Annotated in this window: 16 protein-coding genes and 1 pseudogene; 9 read left to right on the top strand and 8 right to left on the bottom strand. The window is 53.6% G+C overall.

Going from position 1 to position 14,931, the window contains the following annotated elements:
- A partial coding sequence (locus EGH23_RS25500; RefSeq protein WP_220582797.1) for a sensor histidine kinase occupies positions 1–1,009 on the top strand: 1,009 nt, incomplete at its 5' end.
- Between the two features lie 183 nt (positions 1,010–1,192).
- Here the strand turns inward: EGH23_RS25500 and EGH23_RS25505 are convergent.
- Both EGH23_RS25505 and EGH23_RS25510 read right to left on the bottom strand, forming a co-directional pair.
- The gene (locus EGH23_RS25505) at positions 1,193–2,197 is read right to left on the bottom strand and encodes a sensor histidine kinase (RefSeq protein WP_220582798.1); all 1,005 of its coding nucleotides are present in this window, start codon (positions 2,195–2,197) and stop codon (positions 1,193–1,195) included.
- A gap of 8 nt (positions 2,198–2,205) precedes the next feature.
- On the bottom strand, positions 2,206–3,693 hold the full coding sequence (locus tag EGH23_RS25510; RefSeq protein ID WP_220582799.1) for an ATPase domain-containing protein: 1,488 nt from the start codon (positions 3,691–3,693) through the stop codon (positions 2,206–2,208).
- A 301-nt stretch (positions 3,694–3,994) separates the two neighbouring features.
- Between EGH23_RS25510 and EGH23_RS25515 the strand changes: the two genes are divergently transcribed.
- Positions 3,995–4,189 carry a hypothetical protein gene (locus EGH23_RS25515; protein ID WP_220582800.1) on the top strand — a complete coding sequence of 65 codons (195 nt, stop codon included), beginning with the start codon at positions 3,995–3,997 and terminating at the stop codon, positions 4,187–4,189.
- Positions 4,190–5,527: 1,338 nt separating this feature from the next.
- Here the strand turns inward: EGH23_RS25515 and EGH23_RS25520 are convergent.
- Positions 5,528–6,358 (bottom strand): TrmB family transcriptional regulator, encoded by an 831-nt coding sequence (locus EGH23_RS25520; protein WP_220582801.1) that lies wholly within the window; start codon positions 6,356–6,358, stop codon positions 5,528–5,530.
- A 318-nt stretch (positions 6,359–6,676) separates the two neighbouring features.
- Here EGH23_RS25520 and EGH23_RS25525 point away from each other — a divergent pair, with 318 nt between their 5' ends.
- The 5 genes from EGH23_RS25525 to EGH23_RS27460 all read left to right on the top strand — a co-directional run bounded on the left by EGH23_RS25525 (position 6,677) and on the right by EGH23_RS27460 (position 9,447).
- A complete protein-coding gene (locus EGH23_RS25525; RefSeq protein ID WP_220582802.1) occupies positions 6,677–6,841 on the top strand; it encodes a helix-turn-helix domain-containing protein in 165 nt (54 codons plus the stop codon).
- Positions 6,842–7,303: 462 nt separating this feature from the next.
- Positions 7,304–7,630: a HalOD1 output domain-containing protein gene (locus tag EGH23_RS25530; RefSeq protein WP_220582803.1), complete on the top strand. Its 327-nt coding sequence runs from the start codon at positions 7,304–7,306 to the stop codon at positions 7,628–7,630.
- A gap of 271 nt (positions 7,631–7,901) precedes the next feature.
- A complete protein-coding gene (locus EGH23_RS25535; RefSeq protein WP_220582804.1) occupies positions 7,902–8,414 on the top strand; it encodes an Lrp/AsnC family transcriptional regulator in 513 nt (170 codons plus the stop codon).
- Between the two features lie 235 nt (positions 8,415–8,649).
- Positions 8,650–8,943, top strand: coding sequence for a DUF7344 domain-containing protein (locus tag EGH23_RS25540; RefSeq protein ID WP_220582805.1), 294 nt, complete (start codon positions 8,650–8,652; stop codon positions 8,941–8,943).
- A 240-nt stretch (positions 8,944–9,183) separates the two neighbouring features.
- Entirely contained in the window at positions 9,184–9,447 is a 264-nt protein-coding gene (locus EGH23_RS27460) for a HalOD1 output domain-containing protein (RefSeq protein WP_220582806.1), read from the top strand.
- 69 nt (positions 9,448–9,516) lie between these two features.
- Here EGH23_RS27460 and EGH23_RS25550 read toward each other — a convergent pair.
- Positions 9,517–9,704, bottom strand: a pseudogene (locus tag EGH23_RS25550) (amphi-Trp domain-containing protein); the annotation flags it as partial.
- Between the two features lie 157 nt (positions 9,705–9,861).
- On the opposite strand from EGH23_RS25550, the gene EGH23_RS25555 reads away from it, so the two are divergent.
- Positions 9,862–10,035, top strand: coding sequence for a hypothetical protein (locus EGH23_RS25555; RefSeq protein WP_166975049.1), 174 nt, complete (start codon positions 9,862–9,864; stop codon positions 10,033–10,035).
- Positions 10,036–10,425: 390 nt separating this feature from the next.
- On the opposite strand, the gene EGH23_RS25560 is transcribed toward EGH23_RS25555, so the two are convergent.
- The 4 genes from EGH23_RS25560 to EGH23_RS25575 form a co-directional block, all read right to left on the bottom strand.
- Positions 10,426–10,962 carry a DUF2238 domain-containing protein gene (locus EGH23_RS25560; protein WP_220582811.1) on the bottom strand — a complete coding sequence of 179 codons (537 nt, stop codon included), beginning with the start codon at positions 10,960–10,962 and terminating at the stop codon, positions 10,426–10,428.
- 115 nt (positions 10,963–11,077) lie between these two features.
- Positions 11,078–11,692, bottom strand: a complete 615-nt coding sequence (locus tag EGH23_RS25565; protein WP_425433284.1) for a metal-dependent hydrolase — start codon at positions 11,690–11,692, stop codon at positions 11,078–11,080.
- A gap of 565 nt (positions 11,693–12,257) precedes the next feature.
- Positions 12,258–13,715, bottom strand: a complete 1,458-nt coding sequence (locus EGH23_RS25570) for an ATP-binding protein (protein ID WP_220582808.1) — start codon at positions 13,713–13,715, stop codon at positions 12,258–12,260.
- Positions 13,716–14,026: 311 nt separating this feature from the next.
- A complete protein-coding gene (locus EGH23_RS25575) occupies positions 14,027–14,386 on the bottom strand; it encodes an avidin-fold protein (protein WP_220582809.1) in 360 nt (119 codons plus the stop codon).
- Between the two features lie 343 nt (positions 14,387–14,729).
- Between EGH23_RS25575 and tnpA the strand changes: the two genes are divergently transcribed.
- Positions 14,730–14,931 (top strand): IS200/IS605 family transposase (gene tnpA / locus EGH23_RS25580; protein ID WP_220582810.1); only part of this gene is annotated, 202 nt, incomplete at its 3' end.

Here is a 14,931-nt window from a genome sequence, read left to right on the forward strand (position 1 = left end):
CGCTAACCAGGCCTACAAAGAATTAGTCGGTTGCTCGAGCGACGTGCTTCAGGGCAAACCCATCCGTGATGTGCTTGGAGAAGAGATTGGCGCCGAAATCGAAGCTCGGTACCAAGAATGCATCGAGTGCCGTGAGCCACTTTCTTACGAAGTAATGGACGCCGTCGACGGACAGTCCACATGCTGGCAGACGAAGCTCGCGCCAGTTATCGAAAACGGCGATGTGGTCCAGCTCGTTGGTGCAACACGGGACATCACCACTCAGAAAGAACGTGAAGAGGAACTCGAGCATCGTCGCGAGGAACTGAACGCACTCGTCGAAGAACTGGAGCGCTCGAACGCCGAACTCGAGCAGTTCGCGTCCGCTGTCGCCCACGACCTGAAGGAACCGTTACGGTCGATATCGAGCTACCTCCAGTTACTGGAGCGCCGCTACGCGGATGACCTCGACGAGGACGGGCGTGAGTTTATCGAGTTCGCCGTTAATGGCGCCGACCGAATGCAGCGGATGATCGCTGATATCCTCGAATTTGCCCGGATCGGCCGCAGTGAGTCGCCTCGCGAAATAGTTGACTGCGATGTAATTCTCGAGGAGGTTCGAGAGATTCTGCTTCTCGACAGGGAACATTGTGAGGTGACGGTTGAACCACTGCCAACGGTTATGGGGAACTCAACACAGCTCACGAAAATCTTTCAGAATTTGATCGGTAACGCTATTGACCACAGCGATGGTGAGGTCAGTGTCCTCGTTTCGGCGACCCGTGTGAACGACATGTGGCGCTTTACTGTGGCTGACACGGGGCCGGGAATCCCTCCGACGCAACAGGATCAGATATTCGATCTCTTCACTGCTGTTGGGGAGAGCGGTGGGACGGGAGTCGGCCTCGCGATCTGTAAGAAAATCGTCGACCACCACGGTGGGACTATCAGCGTTGACTCAACCGTGGGTGAGGGGACGACATTCTCGTTTACACTTCCGGCTGCTGAATCTGCGTCTGAGCTTGCCTAATCGGTCACAGTTCAGGTCATGGTATGTGCTTTCCACCTGCCGCCCTTATCGTCGTGTTGGAGTACGTGAGGATTGTCCGAGTATCATAGTGCTCAGACTGCGATTCACGCCGGTGTACGGGGAGGACCCGCAGCGGAGATGTCTCGTAGCAGTCGACTACTATGAGGAGACGAATGTGATAGTTCAGTCGCCAAGCGTCAGGTCGACATTCGTGAACTCGAAGCGCGCGCCGCCCGTGTTACTCTCCGTGACTGTCCACTCCCAGTCGTATATGTCCGCCAGTTCACGAACGAATGCCAGCCCCAGGCCAGTTCCACCGTGCTCGCTTGCAGTGGTGTAGCCTGCCTCGAAGACGGTCTCACGCTCAGCCGGTGAGATACCCGTGCCGTTGTCGGCCACATAGAAGCCTGATTGTAGCCCACCAACGGTGACGGTCACGTCTGCTCCGCCGTGCTCAATTGCATTCTTGAACAGGTTCCGGAAGAAGTGCTGAATGTATGTCTCGTCGGCTTGTATCTCTGCGTTGACCTCCGTCACTAACGTTGCATCTTTGGTGTCCAAGACATCCCATGCTGCTTGCGTCGTGTCTGCCAACTGTATAGTCGTCGGGTCAGAGACGGCTTCGCGGCCCCGTGCTAGCACAAGCAGGATATCGATCATAGTCTCGAGACGGTCGAACGCCTCGCCGATGTATTCGACTGCCGTGGCGTTCGCTTCAGTCGAGAGTTGTTGACTGTATATCTGGCCGATATTGACTGGATTACGGAGCTCGTGGGCGAGCATACTGGCAAAACGGTCGAGGCGGTTGGTATTCTCGATGAGTGTTCTGGTATTGGCCCGACGAACGAGGAGATTCGAGAGCCGTCGGAACAGAATGGTTTTGTCGACCGGCGCCGTCATGATTTCGTCGACGAGTTGTGGGCAATCTGTTGCATCAGGGTCGGGCAGCTTAATGTTGATCTCAGTATCCTCGCGCCGAATGAGGATGACTGGACAGAACAGGGGCTGGTGCTCACGTTTGTACGCTAGCAACGGCTCACGATACTCTGGAAGTGTGCGGTCATCGACGATGTGACAGTCGACTGTCTGGACCGTTTGGTCGGTATCGACTGCATAGCGCTCTCGGAGTAGTTCAGCTAATGCCCGTCGATTCCCTTCGTCCGCGACAAGGAGCTGCACCTGGTTCATCTCGTGGACTATTCCTCTGGCTGGTAGGTGTCCGTCTCATTGAGGTGGTGTTCCTCTTGTATCCATTCCGGCGTGCCATTCAGGATGCCACGGACGTTGGTTATCGGCTCACCGACGTCAATACCATTTGCAGAGACCGTGAACTCCCGGAATGTATCCTCGAAGCCGCCGATGCGCTTTTTGACGACGCCAGCGACTCGCTTGAGTCGCCCGTCCAATTCGATGTACTTCAAGAACATGATGTTGTCTGCGATATAACTAATGTCCGAACTGGTAGGGCTCTGGAGGCCCGTTACCCGCCCGATTTCGTCGATCAGCACGACAGCGACGTTCTTATTTTTCAGATACCGCGTCAGCGCGTGCAGTTTCCGAGCGAGCTGGTCGGTCTCACCGTATAGTGCCGACTGGTAGCCGTTGATACCGTCGATGACGACGAGTTCGGCGTCCTGCTCTTCAACTTGGGCGCGGGCTCGCTGGCCGAACTCCTCGGCAGATTGGGTAAGTGGGTCGATGGGTTCGAGTGTGAGCGTGCCCTGGTCACAGAGCTCCGTCACCGGAATCCCGAATGTTTCCGAACGATGGACAAACATGTTCGTCGACTCCTCGAACAGATACGCGACAGCGTTTCGGTCGTTCGACGCGACTGACTCGAGGAATTTGGCAGCGGTGCTTGACTTGCCGACACCCGATGGTCCACTGAGGATTGTGACCGTTCCGCGTTCGATACCACCGCCGAACAGCGAATCAAAACCGTCGATTCCGGACGCGATCTGGGTCGGGTTGAACGCTTCGTCGTGTTCTTCGGGGATGAGCGAGGGGAACACCGAAACGCCGTCACCTCGAATCGCCATGCCGTGGGTTCCGGATCGGCTACCGACGCCGCGGTGTTTGACTACGTCGATGCGACGCCCATCTTCGCCCCGTTCGAGGATGATAATGCCGTCGCTCAGCGACTGAAGTTGGTCGTCGAAGTCACTGGTGGTCTTTGTGGCAAGGACTGTCGTGCCGCGGTCCTTGAGAAACCGCATGAACGCGATCATGCGCTTGCGGAACTGATACTCGGTTGTTTCGACGTATTGGAGCTGGCTAATCGGGTCGATGAGGACGCGATCCGGGTCTACGTCCTCGACTGCGCCTCGAATATCGGCGATATAACTATCGTATTCGACGTCCTGAGGATTCACGAGGTCGTACGTCCGCTCCTGACTGAAGAAGTCGGACTCCGGACCGAGGTCGAGGAAGTCGACGCCATCGAGGTTGATGCCCAATTCTTCGGCGTTGAGACAGAGGTCCGCACGTGATTCTTCGCCGTGAATGAACAGGACATTTTCGTCATTCTCGAGGCCTGTGCTGAGGAATTTCGAGCCAAGGAGTGTTTTCCCGGTGCCAGGGCTGCCGAGGACGAGATAGATGCGTTCGGCGACGAACCCGCCTCGGAGTAACGAATCAAGACCTGGGATCCCACTTGAATATCGTTCACGTGCGTCTATGCCCATTACCATATAACGTCGCTACTGCCACATAGTAGTTGAGATACATCTGGAATGAGGCTGAAGCGACACACGGGGACATTACCGAAGAATTCTGAATATCCCGGATTTGGTGAATCGCTCGGCAAGACGTGGTTCAGCGGTTGTGCGAGTATTCAATCCTCACGCTCACCCGTACAGCTTATTCAGTCCTGCTCTGCTGCAATCGTTGCACCTCGGTCGCTTAGTACAGGCGACTCACGTATCGGTCAATCCATACAATGCATGCGCTATCTCTTTGGGGAATTGTTATATAACCTGATATGAGATGGTCCGTCGCCTCAATTATCAACTAGAGCTTCTCGCAGATACGATTCAACAGGCCGTTATAGACGGTTCCTTAGACCCTGAGGAGGCAGACCAATTGGAAGAGCGATTGCAGGATATTGATTCACTTGCAGAAATTCACGAAGTCTGGGACCTCCTTGCAGAGGAATATGACATACTTGAATCGCCGTTGTAGAGTGAAGACTGAGTAGGCGGTTGTTCGACATGAGCGCGGAGCAATTCAGGCTTCGTATATCATGGTTCTTTCAGTTGCTTGCGAGGACTATTCGGAGACTTGGATCCACCCATCGCTCCGCACTTTGACGAGATACTAGTCGAATTCAAATTCAACGGTGACTATACTTTGCCGGGACTTTCCGTTCACGTCTGGCCCAAAGCAGTGTTCCTGAATCGCGGATGCGTCTACCACATCGTATAGGAATGGTGAATACTGCTGCATCATACTGCTCCGGCATGATATTGTTGACCAGAGTTACCAACTTCTGGTAAAAGGTGTCCTGTAGCGTTTGCAATATCACTCTGAAATTGGGGGAAGACACTTTACAAAATCAGTGTCGAAGCGAGTTACTCACCGCAAATCGATTCGTGCAGGCGTCGCTTGACGGCACATGCGGTTGATCACTATCTGAGTATTGGTTTGGAGAGTGCTAGTAAGGAATTCACTCTCTGTCGGTCAGTTCAGGTCTACTTCTCGAACCTAAGTGAGTGTGATAGATAACGGTGAACGCTTATCGATTCCTGTCTCCCATACCTGAGATACAGTATCAATCACCAGAAGGCAGACAGCGGACAACTATAAATGAAAAATAATAGCACTTTGCAAAACGAACCGGTCACGCTGGCAGACGGAAGTACACAGATCCCTTGCTTTGATCCATCATGCGTTGAAACTGCGACTAACCGTTGTTACGATAGCAACGTAAACCATGACGTAGCTTTCTGTGACACCCATATTGACGAATGGCTAGAAAACGACCATATTGTCAAGATGGATTGAATAGTATACTCCTACTGAGTGGCTGTTTCTGCCGTTGTCGTGCACAACAGTGATCAAAAGGGGGTCGTAGCCGTTCCCAGAGGACAGTTCACTGCACTGGCTGTCCAATGTCAAACTGGCTCTCGTCTCTTGGATAGTTCTCGACCGTTTCGATGCTGGAAGATGTTGGGCCTGCCGCCCTTAGCGTACCAGCCACGCGACTGCTGGGACGGGTGCGCAACTGAACGTCACCGCCGAGTAGCATAGTAGGACTGGGCGCGACGTAGTTCGCGAGTGCGGTGCCGGCGACGCGCCGTCGTGCCGACGGTTGTGGTTTCGAGGACTGTGTGCTAGCTGGGGTTCCTTGGACGACTCGATAGAGTGTCAAACGTAGTGGGAATCGTCGTCGTTGGTAACACCAATACCTGCAATACGCACAGGTTGGCGCTACAGGCTCCGACCCGACTGTCGAACGAAGCGATTTATGCAGTATGCGACAGCCAAAATTGACCGTTTCAAAACTACTGTCTCGAATACTCAGATTTCACCAGTTTCGGGGTCGTTCCCAGAGCGCAATCCCGTAGCCATCAGTCGTCGAGTGATTGCGACCAGCCCGTTGTCGAATCCGCGACCAAAGACAGCTTGTTCGTGTTCACGGCCGTCTGCCCTCGTATCAGTGAACGAACTCACCAGGATCGCCTCGCGGTCGACCAGTAACAACCGACTGATTTCGGTATCGTCACCCGGGAGCGGCGATCGGCTTAGCCAGTCCAGTCCCGAGACGAACACTTCGACATCCGGAAGGGCATCCTGAATCGCGGCTTGGAGTTCCTCGTCGATCGTCCCGATGATGACATGCACGTCTCGTTCTTGGGCTGACCGCAGCTGTTCGACCAACTGGTCGGTGAAAACACTCTCGTGCCCGACCACGAGGATTACCTCCTTTGTCGCTCCCTCGATTAACTGTCGTGTCCGGCTTGTAATGCCCTGATCGCCCGAGATGGACCACACTTCGTGGGTGACCTCTGTTGATTCTTCAGCGTCAGCCGGTTCAAGTTCGCTTAGAACGCTCCGAAGTGACTCGGTGCGCTTGACGTACTCTGACTGGAGGGTATTGACAGCCTCGTCGATAGAGACCGCTCGAAACACCTGCGGGTTCGAGTGCTGGGTCTCTACCAGCCCCTTCGATTCCAGTACGCGAATGGCATCGTAGATGCGCGTCCGGGGTACTTCGGAGGTCTCGCTGATGTCCTTGGCCGTCCCGCGCTGCCGGCGTGTGAGTGCAACAAACGCCTTGGCCTCGTACTCTTTGAGCCCGAGTTGTTGGAGCAGTTCGATCGCTTGTCCTTGATTTGAAACATCGTCCATTGGTCCCAACCTCGACTGCTATCGTCCTATTCATCTCCTAGGTGTTTAGTACGTCGCATCAGGTTACAGAGTGTAGCTTAGATAGTTACACAATCCTTCGAGATCCGGGCGTTTTCGAATTTTGCGAAATCGACGTTTCTCGCTCGTTCACCCACTTAATCACAGTACTTCTATATGTGGGTAGTACGGAACGTAGCATGGCGTGTAGTGACGGAACGGGTCCCAACCTCGCTGTCGCTACACGCTGGAACCACCATTCCCGGTGGTTTTCACGAGACTGGTGACGGATTCGATATCTGGCTATCAATCCGACCAAGCATGGTCCACAGCCGTCAAGCAACTGAGGCACTCGGTCTCAATACCTACGCCGCGCGAACGTTTGTCGCACTCGTTAGTCTCGATGAAGGGACCGCTCAGGACGTGAGTGAGGTCGCCGAGGTTCCCCAAACGCGTGTCTACGACGCAGCCGACGAGCTTTATTAACCAAAGCGGTCGCCGAAGCCCATCGGGTGCAAGCGACCGCGGAGTGTCGATTCGCCCTGCAGAGCTGTCTCAGTCCGCCGAAGACCAATTCGATCAGACAGTCCCTGATGCGCAACTGTTCGAGTCGCTGTGGGACTGATCGGATACACTTGCAGATCGCCGCCTTCTGGTGGATTAAGAAAAGACACCTGTGAGTGTACTCGTCGGTGGCCACGGTGAACACCCTTCTGAAGCGTGACGAAACCGATATCTGGGGACCTGGGTCGTCGAACAGTCTCCTCGTCGTCTTGAAAGCAATGTTCACCTGGCGACTCGACGACGATCGTGAGTAGAGCCGAAGTTATTCACCAAGAGTATCACAATAACTCTTTACAAGGATCGAATCCAATAACGACTGACGGAATTCTTGGTAGTGAGGATAGTCTACCATGGGTTTCCCATCAACACAATCGGTGAGGGATAATGTGCCACGACACGGATGACGGGAGCGATTCGGAGACGGCCGGCATAGAAACGAATTCGACTACAGTTCGCCATGACTGGGGTCAGTCAGGCCCGCCTAGTGTAGCTCTCGTTGAAGCAGTTGCTGCTGCCACGGACCGGACGACAGCCGATCTCCCACTACTCCACCGAAGCATTGACCCTGATGCGTTTGATGCACTGCTCACTAACGAAGGGTCAGCGTCAGTTACGGTCTCGTTCAAATATGCTGATACCACTGTCCGGGTGAACAGGAGTGGCAATATCGACATTCAGGTCGATGGATCTCTCACAGATGGGGACGACTAGTGTTTCAACGCTCGTCACGGCACGGGGGAGTACGGGAAACCGCACAGATGATTCTACTGTATCTGGTCTGTCAGAGGCTCCTATACTCCCATCGATTCTACCGTCTGTAGACGTAACAATCCCCACAGTTAGGATAATCACAGAATCCACAGTGTGCGAACCTAATTACCTGCCGAATATCCTATATCCTGTATCCTGCAGCGAGGGTGATGAAACGCGAGTTACTCATGCAGCAAGAATATGTTAGTACTTCCACGCCGTACTCCATCCCATGGGTCGAGATCTAGACGATGTGGATCGGAGCATCCTCTACTTGCTCCAGCAAGATGCTCGCAACAAGACGGCACAGGAAATCGGCGACACGGCTGGCGTCTCGGCCAGTACCGTTCGCAACCGAATTAAGCAACTCGAAGAAGATGGCATCATCAAAGGATACCATCCAGAGATCGATTACGAGGCGGCCAACCTCCCGTTGCAAGTGACGTTTGTCATCTCCGTGCCACCCACCGAACTCAAACAGTACTCGGAGGACATCAGGGCGATCCAAGGCGTCATCGACGTTCGTGAGATGCTCACTGGGCGGCGCAACATCCACGTCGACGTCGTCGGGACAAGCACGAGCGATATTACCAGAATCACCGACGCGATCCACGACATCGGCGTCGAAATCGAAAGTTCGGAGATGATGCGACGGCGACACGTCCAACCTTTCAATCACTTCTTCTTGCAGGGAGCAGAAGAGATGGACGCGCACGCGGAAGCCGGAGCTGAAAAAGAGTCATAGACCTCACGAAGGGATGATAGGATTTCGGGAATCCACAGAATACGTGCGTCTGATTAGGACATTCCACATTCGCTAATCACAGATACACAGTATTGGGTCCAAATCTTGTGGAATCACGTATTGGTCTGGTAGCGTTCACAACACCGTTTTCTGGGGCCAATACCTCGCTTATGCAGAGGGAGTGAAACCGGTCAGCTTGCCTGGCCGGTTTTCGCTTGGGGCCCCCCTCGACATAATGAACGACACAACTTTCGATGCGTTAGCGAACGAACACCGGAGACACCTGTTGGTCGCACTTCTCGACGAAACTTCACAGGATGCTGCCGTTCACGCGGACGAAACTGTGGAAGCAGGGGCACTGCAAACCAAGCAGCAGGTACGGACGGCAATGTATCACAGTCACCTTCCGAAACTCGCCGATTACGGCTTCATCGAGTGGGATATGGACTCCCAAGAGGTCCTCAAGGGACCAGATTTCGGGGAGATTCGACCACTGCTCGAATATATCGCCGAGTACATCGAGCGCTGACCGGTGTTGGTGACTCACTTGAATGGGGCGTGTTTCAGAGGATGTGTTGGTGATTGAGACGCATATTCTCTCTTACCGCTTATTCAGTCCCGCTTCGCTGCAGTCAGCGTACCCAAATCTACCCGTACAGGGATTGGAACTGCGAAATTAGTGCAGATACAACTTCGCCATCGAAGATACTGTAACTATCCGGGTGAAAAACTCGCGGCTTGAAGTCATTGACAGCGGTACAAATGCGTAATGAGAGTAGAAATTGAGGCAGGAGAAGAGGTGAGTCAAGTAATTGTCCGGACTGTCAGTCAGTTCGAAGACCGTCCAGTCGTTGAACTGCCACTATTATCTGAGGCAGTTGATCCAGATGCATTGAACAAACTGTCCTCTGCACGATTCGATAGCACGTCAGCAGACGAGTACACTGTCTCATTCGACTACAGTAAATCTCATATCTTCGTGAACGGGTCTACCTCTATTGTTGTCAGTTCTAATCAGCCCCAACAGAGCTAGAAGTGTACTTTCAAGATTATTGTTTTGTCGTGTTCAAGATTGCAGACGGTCAATTCGAATGCGGAATGACTATTCGATTTCTAGCTGGCCACTTCCGCTACTCTCCCCACTAGGATTCTCGTCCCATTTAAGTTCGAACTCGGCACTTAATTCAGTCATATTGCTAGCCGGGCCTTCGCGTTCAGCTTTGACCTCGAGGGTCGGTCAGGAGGATGCAGCGTGACAGTCTCAGAGCCTGCTTTTAGGTTGATAGTGCTTTGTTGAAATTTTCCGCAGATGATATATTCTAACTCGGTGTGGTCAATATAGAGGGTGTATGTAGCAAAGCGGTAACGATTGCGAAGAGCGTTAGCGATTGGTCACAGCAGCGGCGGTTTTCGCCTCCATTATGGTCATGGCGTGCCTTGATCGAGTATGGAGTTCGAAAGCGCGATGATCCACTGGCGCGGTGGCGAGGACGAACAGATAGCGTTCGACGTGGAAATTATGGACAACGGCTGGGTCGCGGCGAAGGAGCATCGTGACGACGAGGACCGTGTATTTTTCTCGCCCGGTGAGATAGCGATGATCGAGAAGAACGGTCGGTAATATCAATCAGTATACTCTAAAATCGTTGTTTTGTGCGTATGTAGGTAACGCCCATTTCGTTGCCGAAGGTAGTGCAAGATTCGCGCGCTGTATGCAGCAGTACCTATTCGAATTACTCAGCGTCTGTCAGTACTACCGTGCAATACAGTGGGTAGGCCGGCCCGCAGAGCCAGATTCGGAGCTGGCCGCGTAGTCGACTAGCCTCGACAAGTGGTCCGTGTCCTCTACATCGGCGAGAAGACCGGTTCTCCGCCAGTCACAGATGCCCACTGGATGACGACATTCGGACTGTCGTGTGGTCCATCGGATAGACAGGGCTAGGAGTCTGACCGCGTGCCTACGTCCGCACCTGCAGAGTTTGTCGAGTTGAATTCGTCCCGAAGGCTACTCTCACCCATCGGATTCAAAGAGATTTGCCAACTTCCGGTCGCCGAATAGAATGACGAGGAACGCCCCCAAGAGATTGAACACGAGGTCGAGAACGGTATCCTTCCTGTTATAAAATACGAGGATGGGGTCCACCCCAAGCCGGGTGGCCGTGGCGTGAATGAGGTACTCGATAAGTTCCCAGAGTGCTCCCAGAGTGACGACGGATCCAAGTGTCAGCGGTATCGGGTCCTTCCCACGGCGTTTGGCAGCTACGAAGGTCGCTCCACCGACAATGCTCGCCGACATGGTATGCGTAACATGATCCCACCATCGAATATCGTCATATGGACCAAGCATTCCTATCGCATGCAGTAACATGGCAGTCGCCACGTACAAGCGCTGCCAAGGCCTGAACTCGATGGCGGACGTCCGTTCGACGACAGCTGGGACGTATGTCCCAAGATACGCAAACACCGCGTTCACCACGGCTCCGGGATTCCGCTGACGAAAGCCGACAACAAACACAGCGACGATTGCACACCTGAGGCTGCCTGACATATCCAAATCTGACCACACTTGTTGGTCACCCACTTCCGAACCTGGATGCCCAATCAAGTTAAATATATTTCATGTGCGTGTCGGAATCGGTGCTGAATCAATGGGCCGTTGTTTCTCAGCGAAGGTACCTGGCAGGGAGGTACGCTAACAGGCTATCCGGGAGCGTCCGTTTGAGGACCCCCTCGACAAGTGTTTCGGCAATCGTGGCGAGCGGGCGGCGGAGTATTACGTAGCTTACCGAAACAACCAGGGCTCCGACGACAATCCAGAGGAACTGTCCGTCGACGACGAACAGGAGCGGGCCAGCAACCGAGAGCGAAAGGAGAAGGTCCTCCGGGGCTCCGTCGTAACGGACCCACCGACGAGGGGCGATCCAGTGGTCTCGGAAGTGGTCGTATACAGCTCGTTCCGACCTCGCTTCCCAGGGGCGCAGTTCGAGTCCGCCACCGAAAATGTCCATGATGCTGTGAACGGCGGCAGCAACTAGCGCGATCGTGACTCCGATGATCCAAGCCGTCTGAGCGAACACAGCGACTGGTATCAATACCAAGCTAAGGACCGAGTAGTATACCGGGAAGTGGAGCGTTTTCCGGTGACCGACGTACAGGTCGAAATCCGGGAAGATACCACCGAATAGGCCACTCAAAAGGAATACACTGGCAAATTCCGGAAACGCGAACGAAACCGGTACCGCGATCGCAAGCCCGACCAGAGCGTGTGTCGGAAGCATCATCTGAATAGAAACAAAGGAGATACGGCTGTTTGAGCATACCGGTTTGTTAATAGAGAACATGGCACTTTTTCGTGCGATTGGATGCTGACTAAGCGCTGCGTATTCAGCACGCCTACTGAGACCTGTCAGCGCCTGAGGGTTTCAACAAGGCCTTCCCGACAGCTATGTCGTCGCTGTTGAGGCCGTCTATGACGGCTCAGGGAGCGGCTTCGTTGTTCGTGTCTACGGAGTACTGCTCCCAATTCTGGAGGTCGGGCTTCCTGGTCTCGTCGTCATCCCCACGAGAGTCCATCTGTAACCTTGTGGAATTTGCAGTCTAAAATCTCACTCTGACTGGAGACAGCTCTTGATTTTGAGCTGTGTCTCGCTTGGCAACTGAGTGATCTCTGCAGAACGCATCAAAGTATCGGAAGCTAAAACCTTGAGGCGTCTACTCTCTGTGTCAATCACTGGACTCAGCCATATCGCCCGCGGGCGCACTATCAGTCACTCAGCCCCGTCCGCTGCACCCCAGTCGTGTTGGCGACGCTTCCAACACGCTGGGCATCACTAGCAAGGCCAGCTAGCACAGGAAGAGGTATATCCAGGCAGGTATGTGAACAATATCGTCTGTGTGGTCAAGGACGTCGGAATTGTTGACACAGATGCCGAATTCGATATCACGCTCCTCGATAAATCGTTGCAGGCCACGCAACGACCGCGATGTTGAGTCGCCGTTCTTTACTTCGATTGGCAGGAGATAGTCATTTCCTTCGAGAACGAAGTCGACTTCACCGCCCGAATCGTTGTAAGAGATATCTGCGTTTTGTCCGTTCGAGAGGAACAACTGCAGCCGACGGGAGTGGTCACAAACTGCTGTCTCGAAGATCGGCCCCAGCATATCCGCATTCTCAAGCGTCGACTCAGCCACTGTCCCATTCAATGTGTTGTAAATCCCAACATCCTGGATATAGATCTTCGGCAGGCCACCAGCGGCGTATTCCGACCCGCTGTAGGTCGGACAGCGGTTGAGCAGATAGAACTCATCAAGATGGTCCAGATATGCATCGACCGTCTGTCGACTGACAGCAGCTGCATCGGCAATACTGGACTTACTCACTTTCGACCCCGTCGACGCGGCCAATAGTGACAGGACTCGAAGCACCTTTTCGGGCTTCTCGACTTGGAACACGTTTGCAAGATCGCCGGTGACTGTGTTTCGCAAGTCTGTGTCCAAAACAGTGTACGAATCGGGAATGGTCTCATCGAGGACACCGGGATAGCCACCTTTGAGTAGATACTCGTCTTTCAGTCGCTGCAGCTGTGGCTTCTTGGTCTCGTAGAGCCCGAAGAATCGTGAGAGTGCACCTCGCAGTGCCGTGGAATCGCCTGCTTTCAAGCTTTCCGCGAACTTGGACCGCAGTTCAGCCGCCTCGTCGTCGACCGTTTCCTCGTCGATAACAGATTCGTATCGGACGTATTCGATGAACTTCATCGGCAGCAGAATCCGCTCTTCCAGCCGCCCGATGAGCGTTTCACCTGCATCGCTCTTGATCAACGTACTGATGGAGCCAGTGGCGATAAACTGGAGGTTCGAATACGTATCGGTATAATATTTTAGCGTCTCCGCCCAGTTGGGCGCTTTCTGGACCTCGTCGATGAAAATGTAGACCGTCCCGTCTATCTCTCGGAAATCCTTCTGCAGAATATTCGTCTTGAACGCCTCGATTGCGTCCTCGATCACTCCCTCCGGATTTGAGAGGATCGCACTATTCTCGATTGTGATGTACAGCACTCGATTATTCGGAATCTTCTCCTCTGTGAGTAGTGACTCAATTAGCTGCCCACAGAGCGTTGTTTTCCCGACTTGACGTGGCCCTCGGATCGTCAAAATAGGTCGCTGAGACGTCAGTACTCGCTCTCTAATGTCGTAGAACTCACGCCGTCTGTGATCTGCCTTCTTCAGCGACTCCTGTACGTCCTCGCCCGCCCACCAGAGATTCATCCGATTTAGTAGGGCGAGTACATTCGCATCGTCCATACTGCTGCATCATACCGCTTCGGCATAATGTTGTTGACTGGAGTTGCCAACTTTTCGTAAAAGGTGTACTGTCGAGTTTGCAATATCCCGCCGAAGTTGGGAAAGGCAGCGTACAAGATTCACGGCCGTTCTCTCAGTATGGCGTTATTGCACAGTATTTCGCCCGACAGCATGTTGATGGCCGGCGTCGAGTGGGTGCTCTCTGGACTACCGGCAGACGGTGGCCAGACGTCAAACGTGGTTCTATTTCGATGACTGAACCGTTGCAAACAAGAGTTCACTCTCGTAGTCGGTCAGGGCAGAAACGTAGTTCAGGCTATCTCTTCGAGCACTGACTCGCCACTGCCAGCCTGTGATTCCCATTCCCACTCGTCTTCGACACGCACGCGACCATCGTCAAGCAGTTCGACGGTCCCCACGGAATGGCCACTCGCAGTTTCATGTTCCAAGTTGAGCTGTGAATACCTGATGTCCCATTCAGTACCATCGAACGTTCCAACGAGATGCCCATCAACGAGATGCCCATCAACGAGATCCCCACCTGCATACTGTGCGTAGATTCGTTCGCCCGCTTGCTCAAACTTGAATCGGGTATCTCCACTCACTTCACTAGCATCGGTGTTTGCAACGCCAACAAGCGTCCGGCCATCGAGAGAGATGTCCTCTGTCATAGACTGTTCCACCAGCTATGAGCGCAAAAGAACGCCGAAAGGTGTTGCTGACTCTCTCTATTCAGCAGGTCGTCTTTCAGATTCCTTGTCCCTAACAGAGACACCGGCGCTCAATCTGCAGGCTCACTTTCACAGCGCATTCAGTCCCACTCCGCTGCAATCAGTGCCCCTCATTGGTCGATGTAGGAGAGGCAACTATCTGGATTCAGCGAGAGAATCCCGCCGTTCACGGCGGGCGTGAATCGCGTAAGCCCGGTGTGTTAGTCCACGGGGGTCTGCCCGACCGAATACCCAACGGCACAAAAATTATTAGAATTGGGTGTGCTATATCTGGTGAGGCCAAATGGAGTCTTACCTGCAATCCGGGTCACACACGGTCTACGCGCTCCGATATCACTTTGTGACCGTCACGAAATATCGAGCCGACATCCTCACCGATGAGCGGCTGGAGCGCGTAGCCGAAGTCGCTCACGAGATTGCAGAGGACTTCGAGGCCGACATCAAAAACGTGGATGGCGGCACCGACCACGTTCATATCCTGTTCA

The sequence above is a fragment of the Haloarcula nitratireducens genome (genome assembly GCF_019599505.1).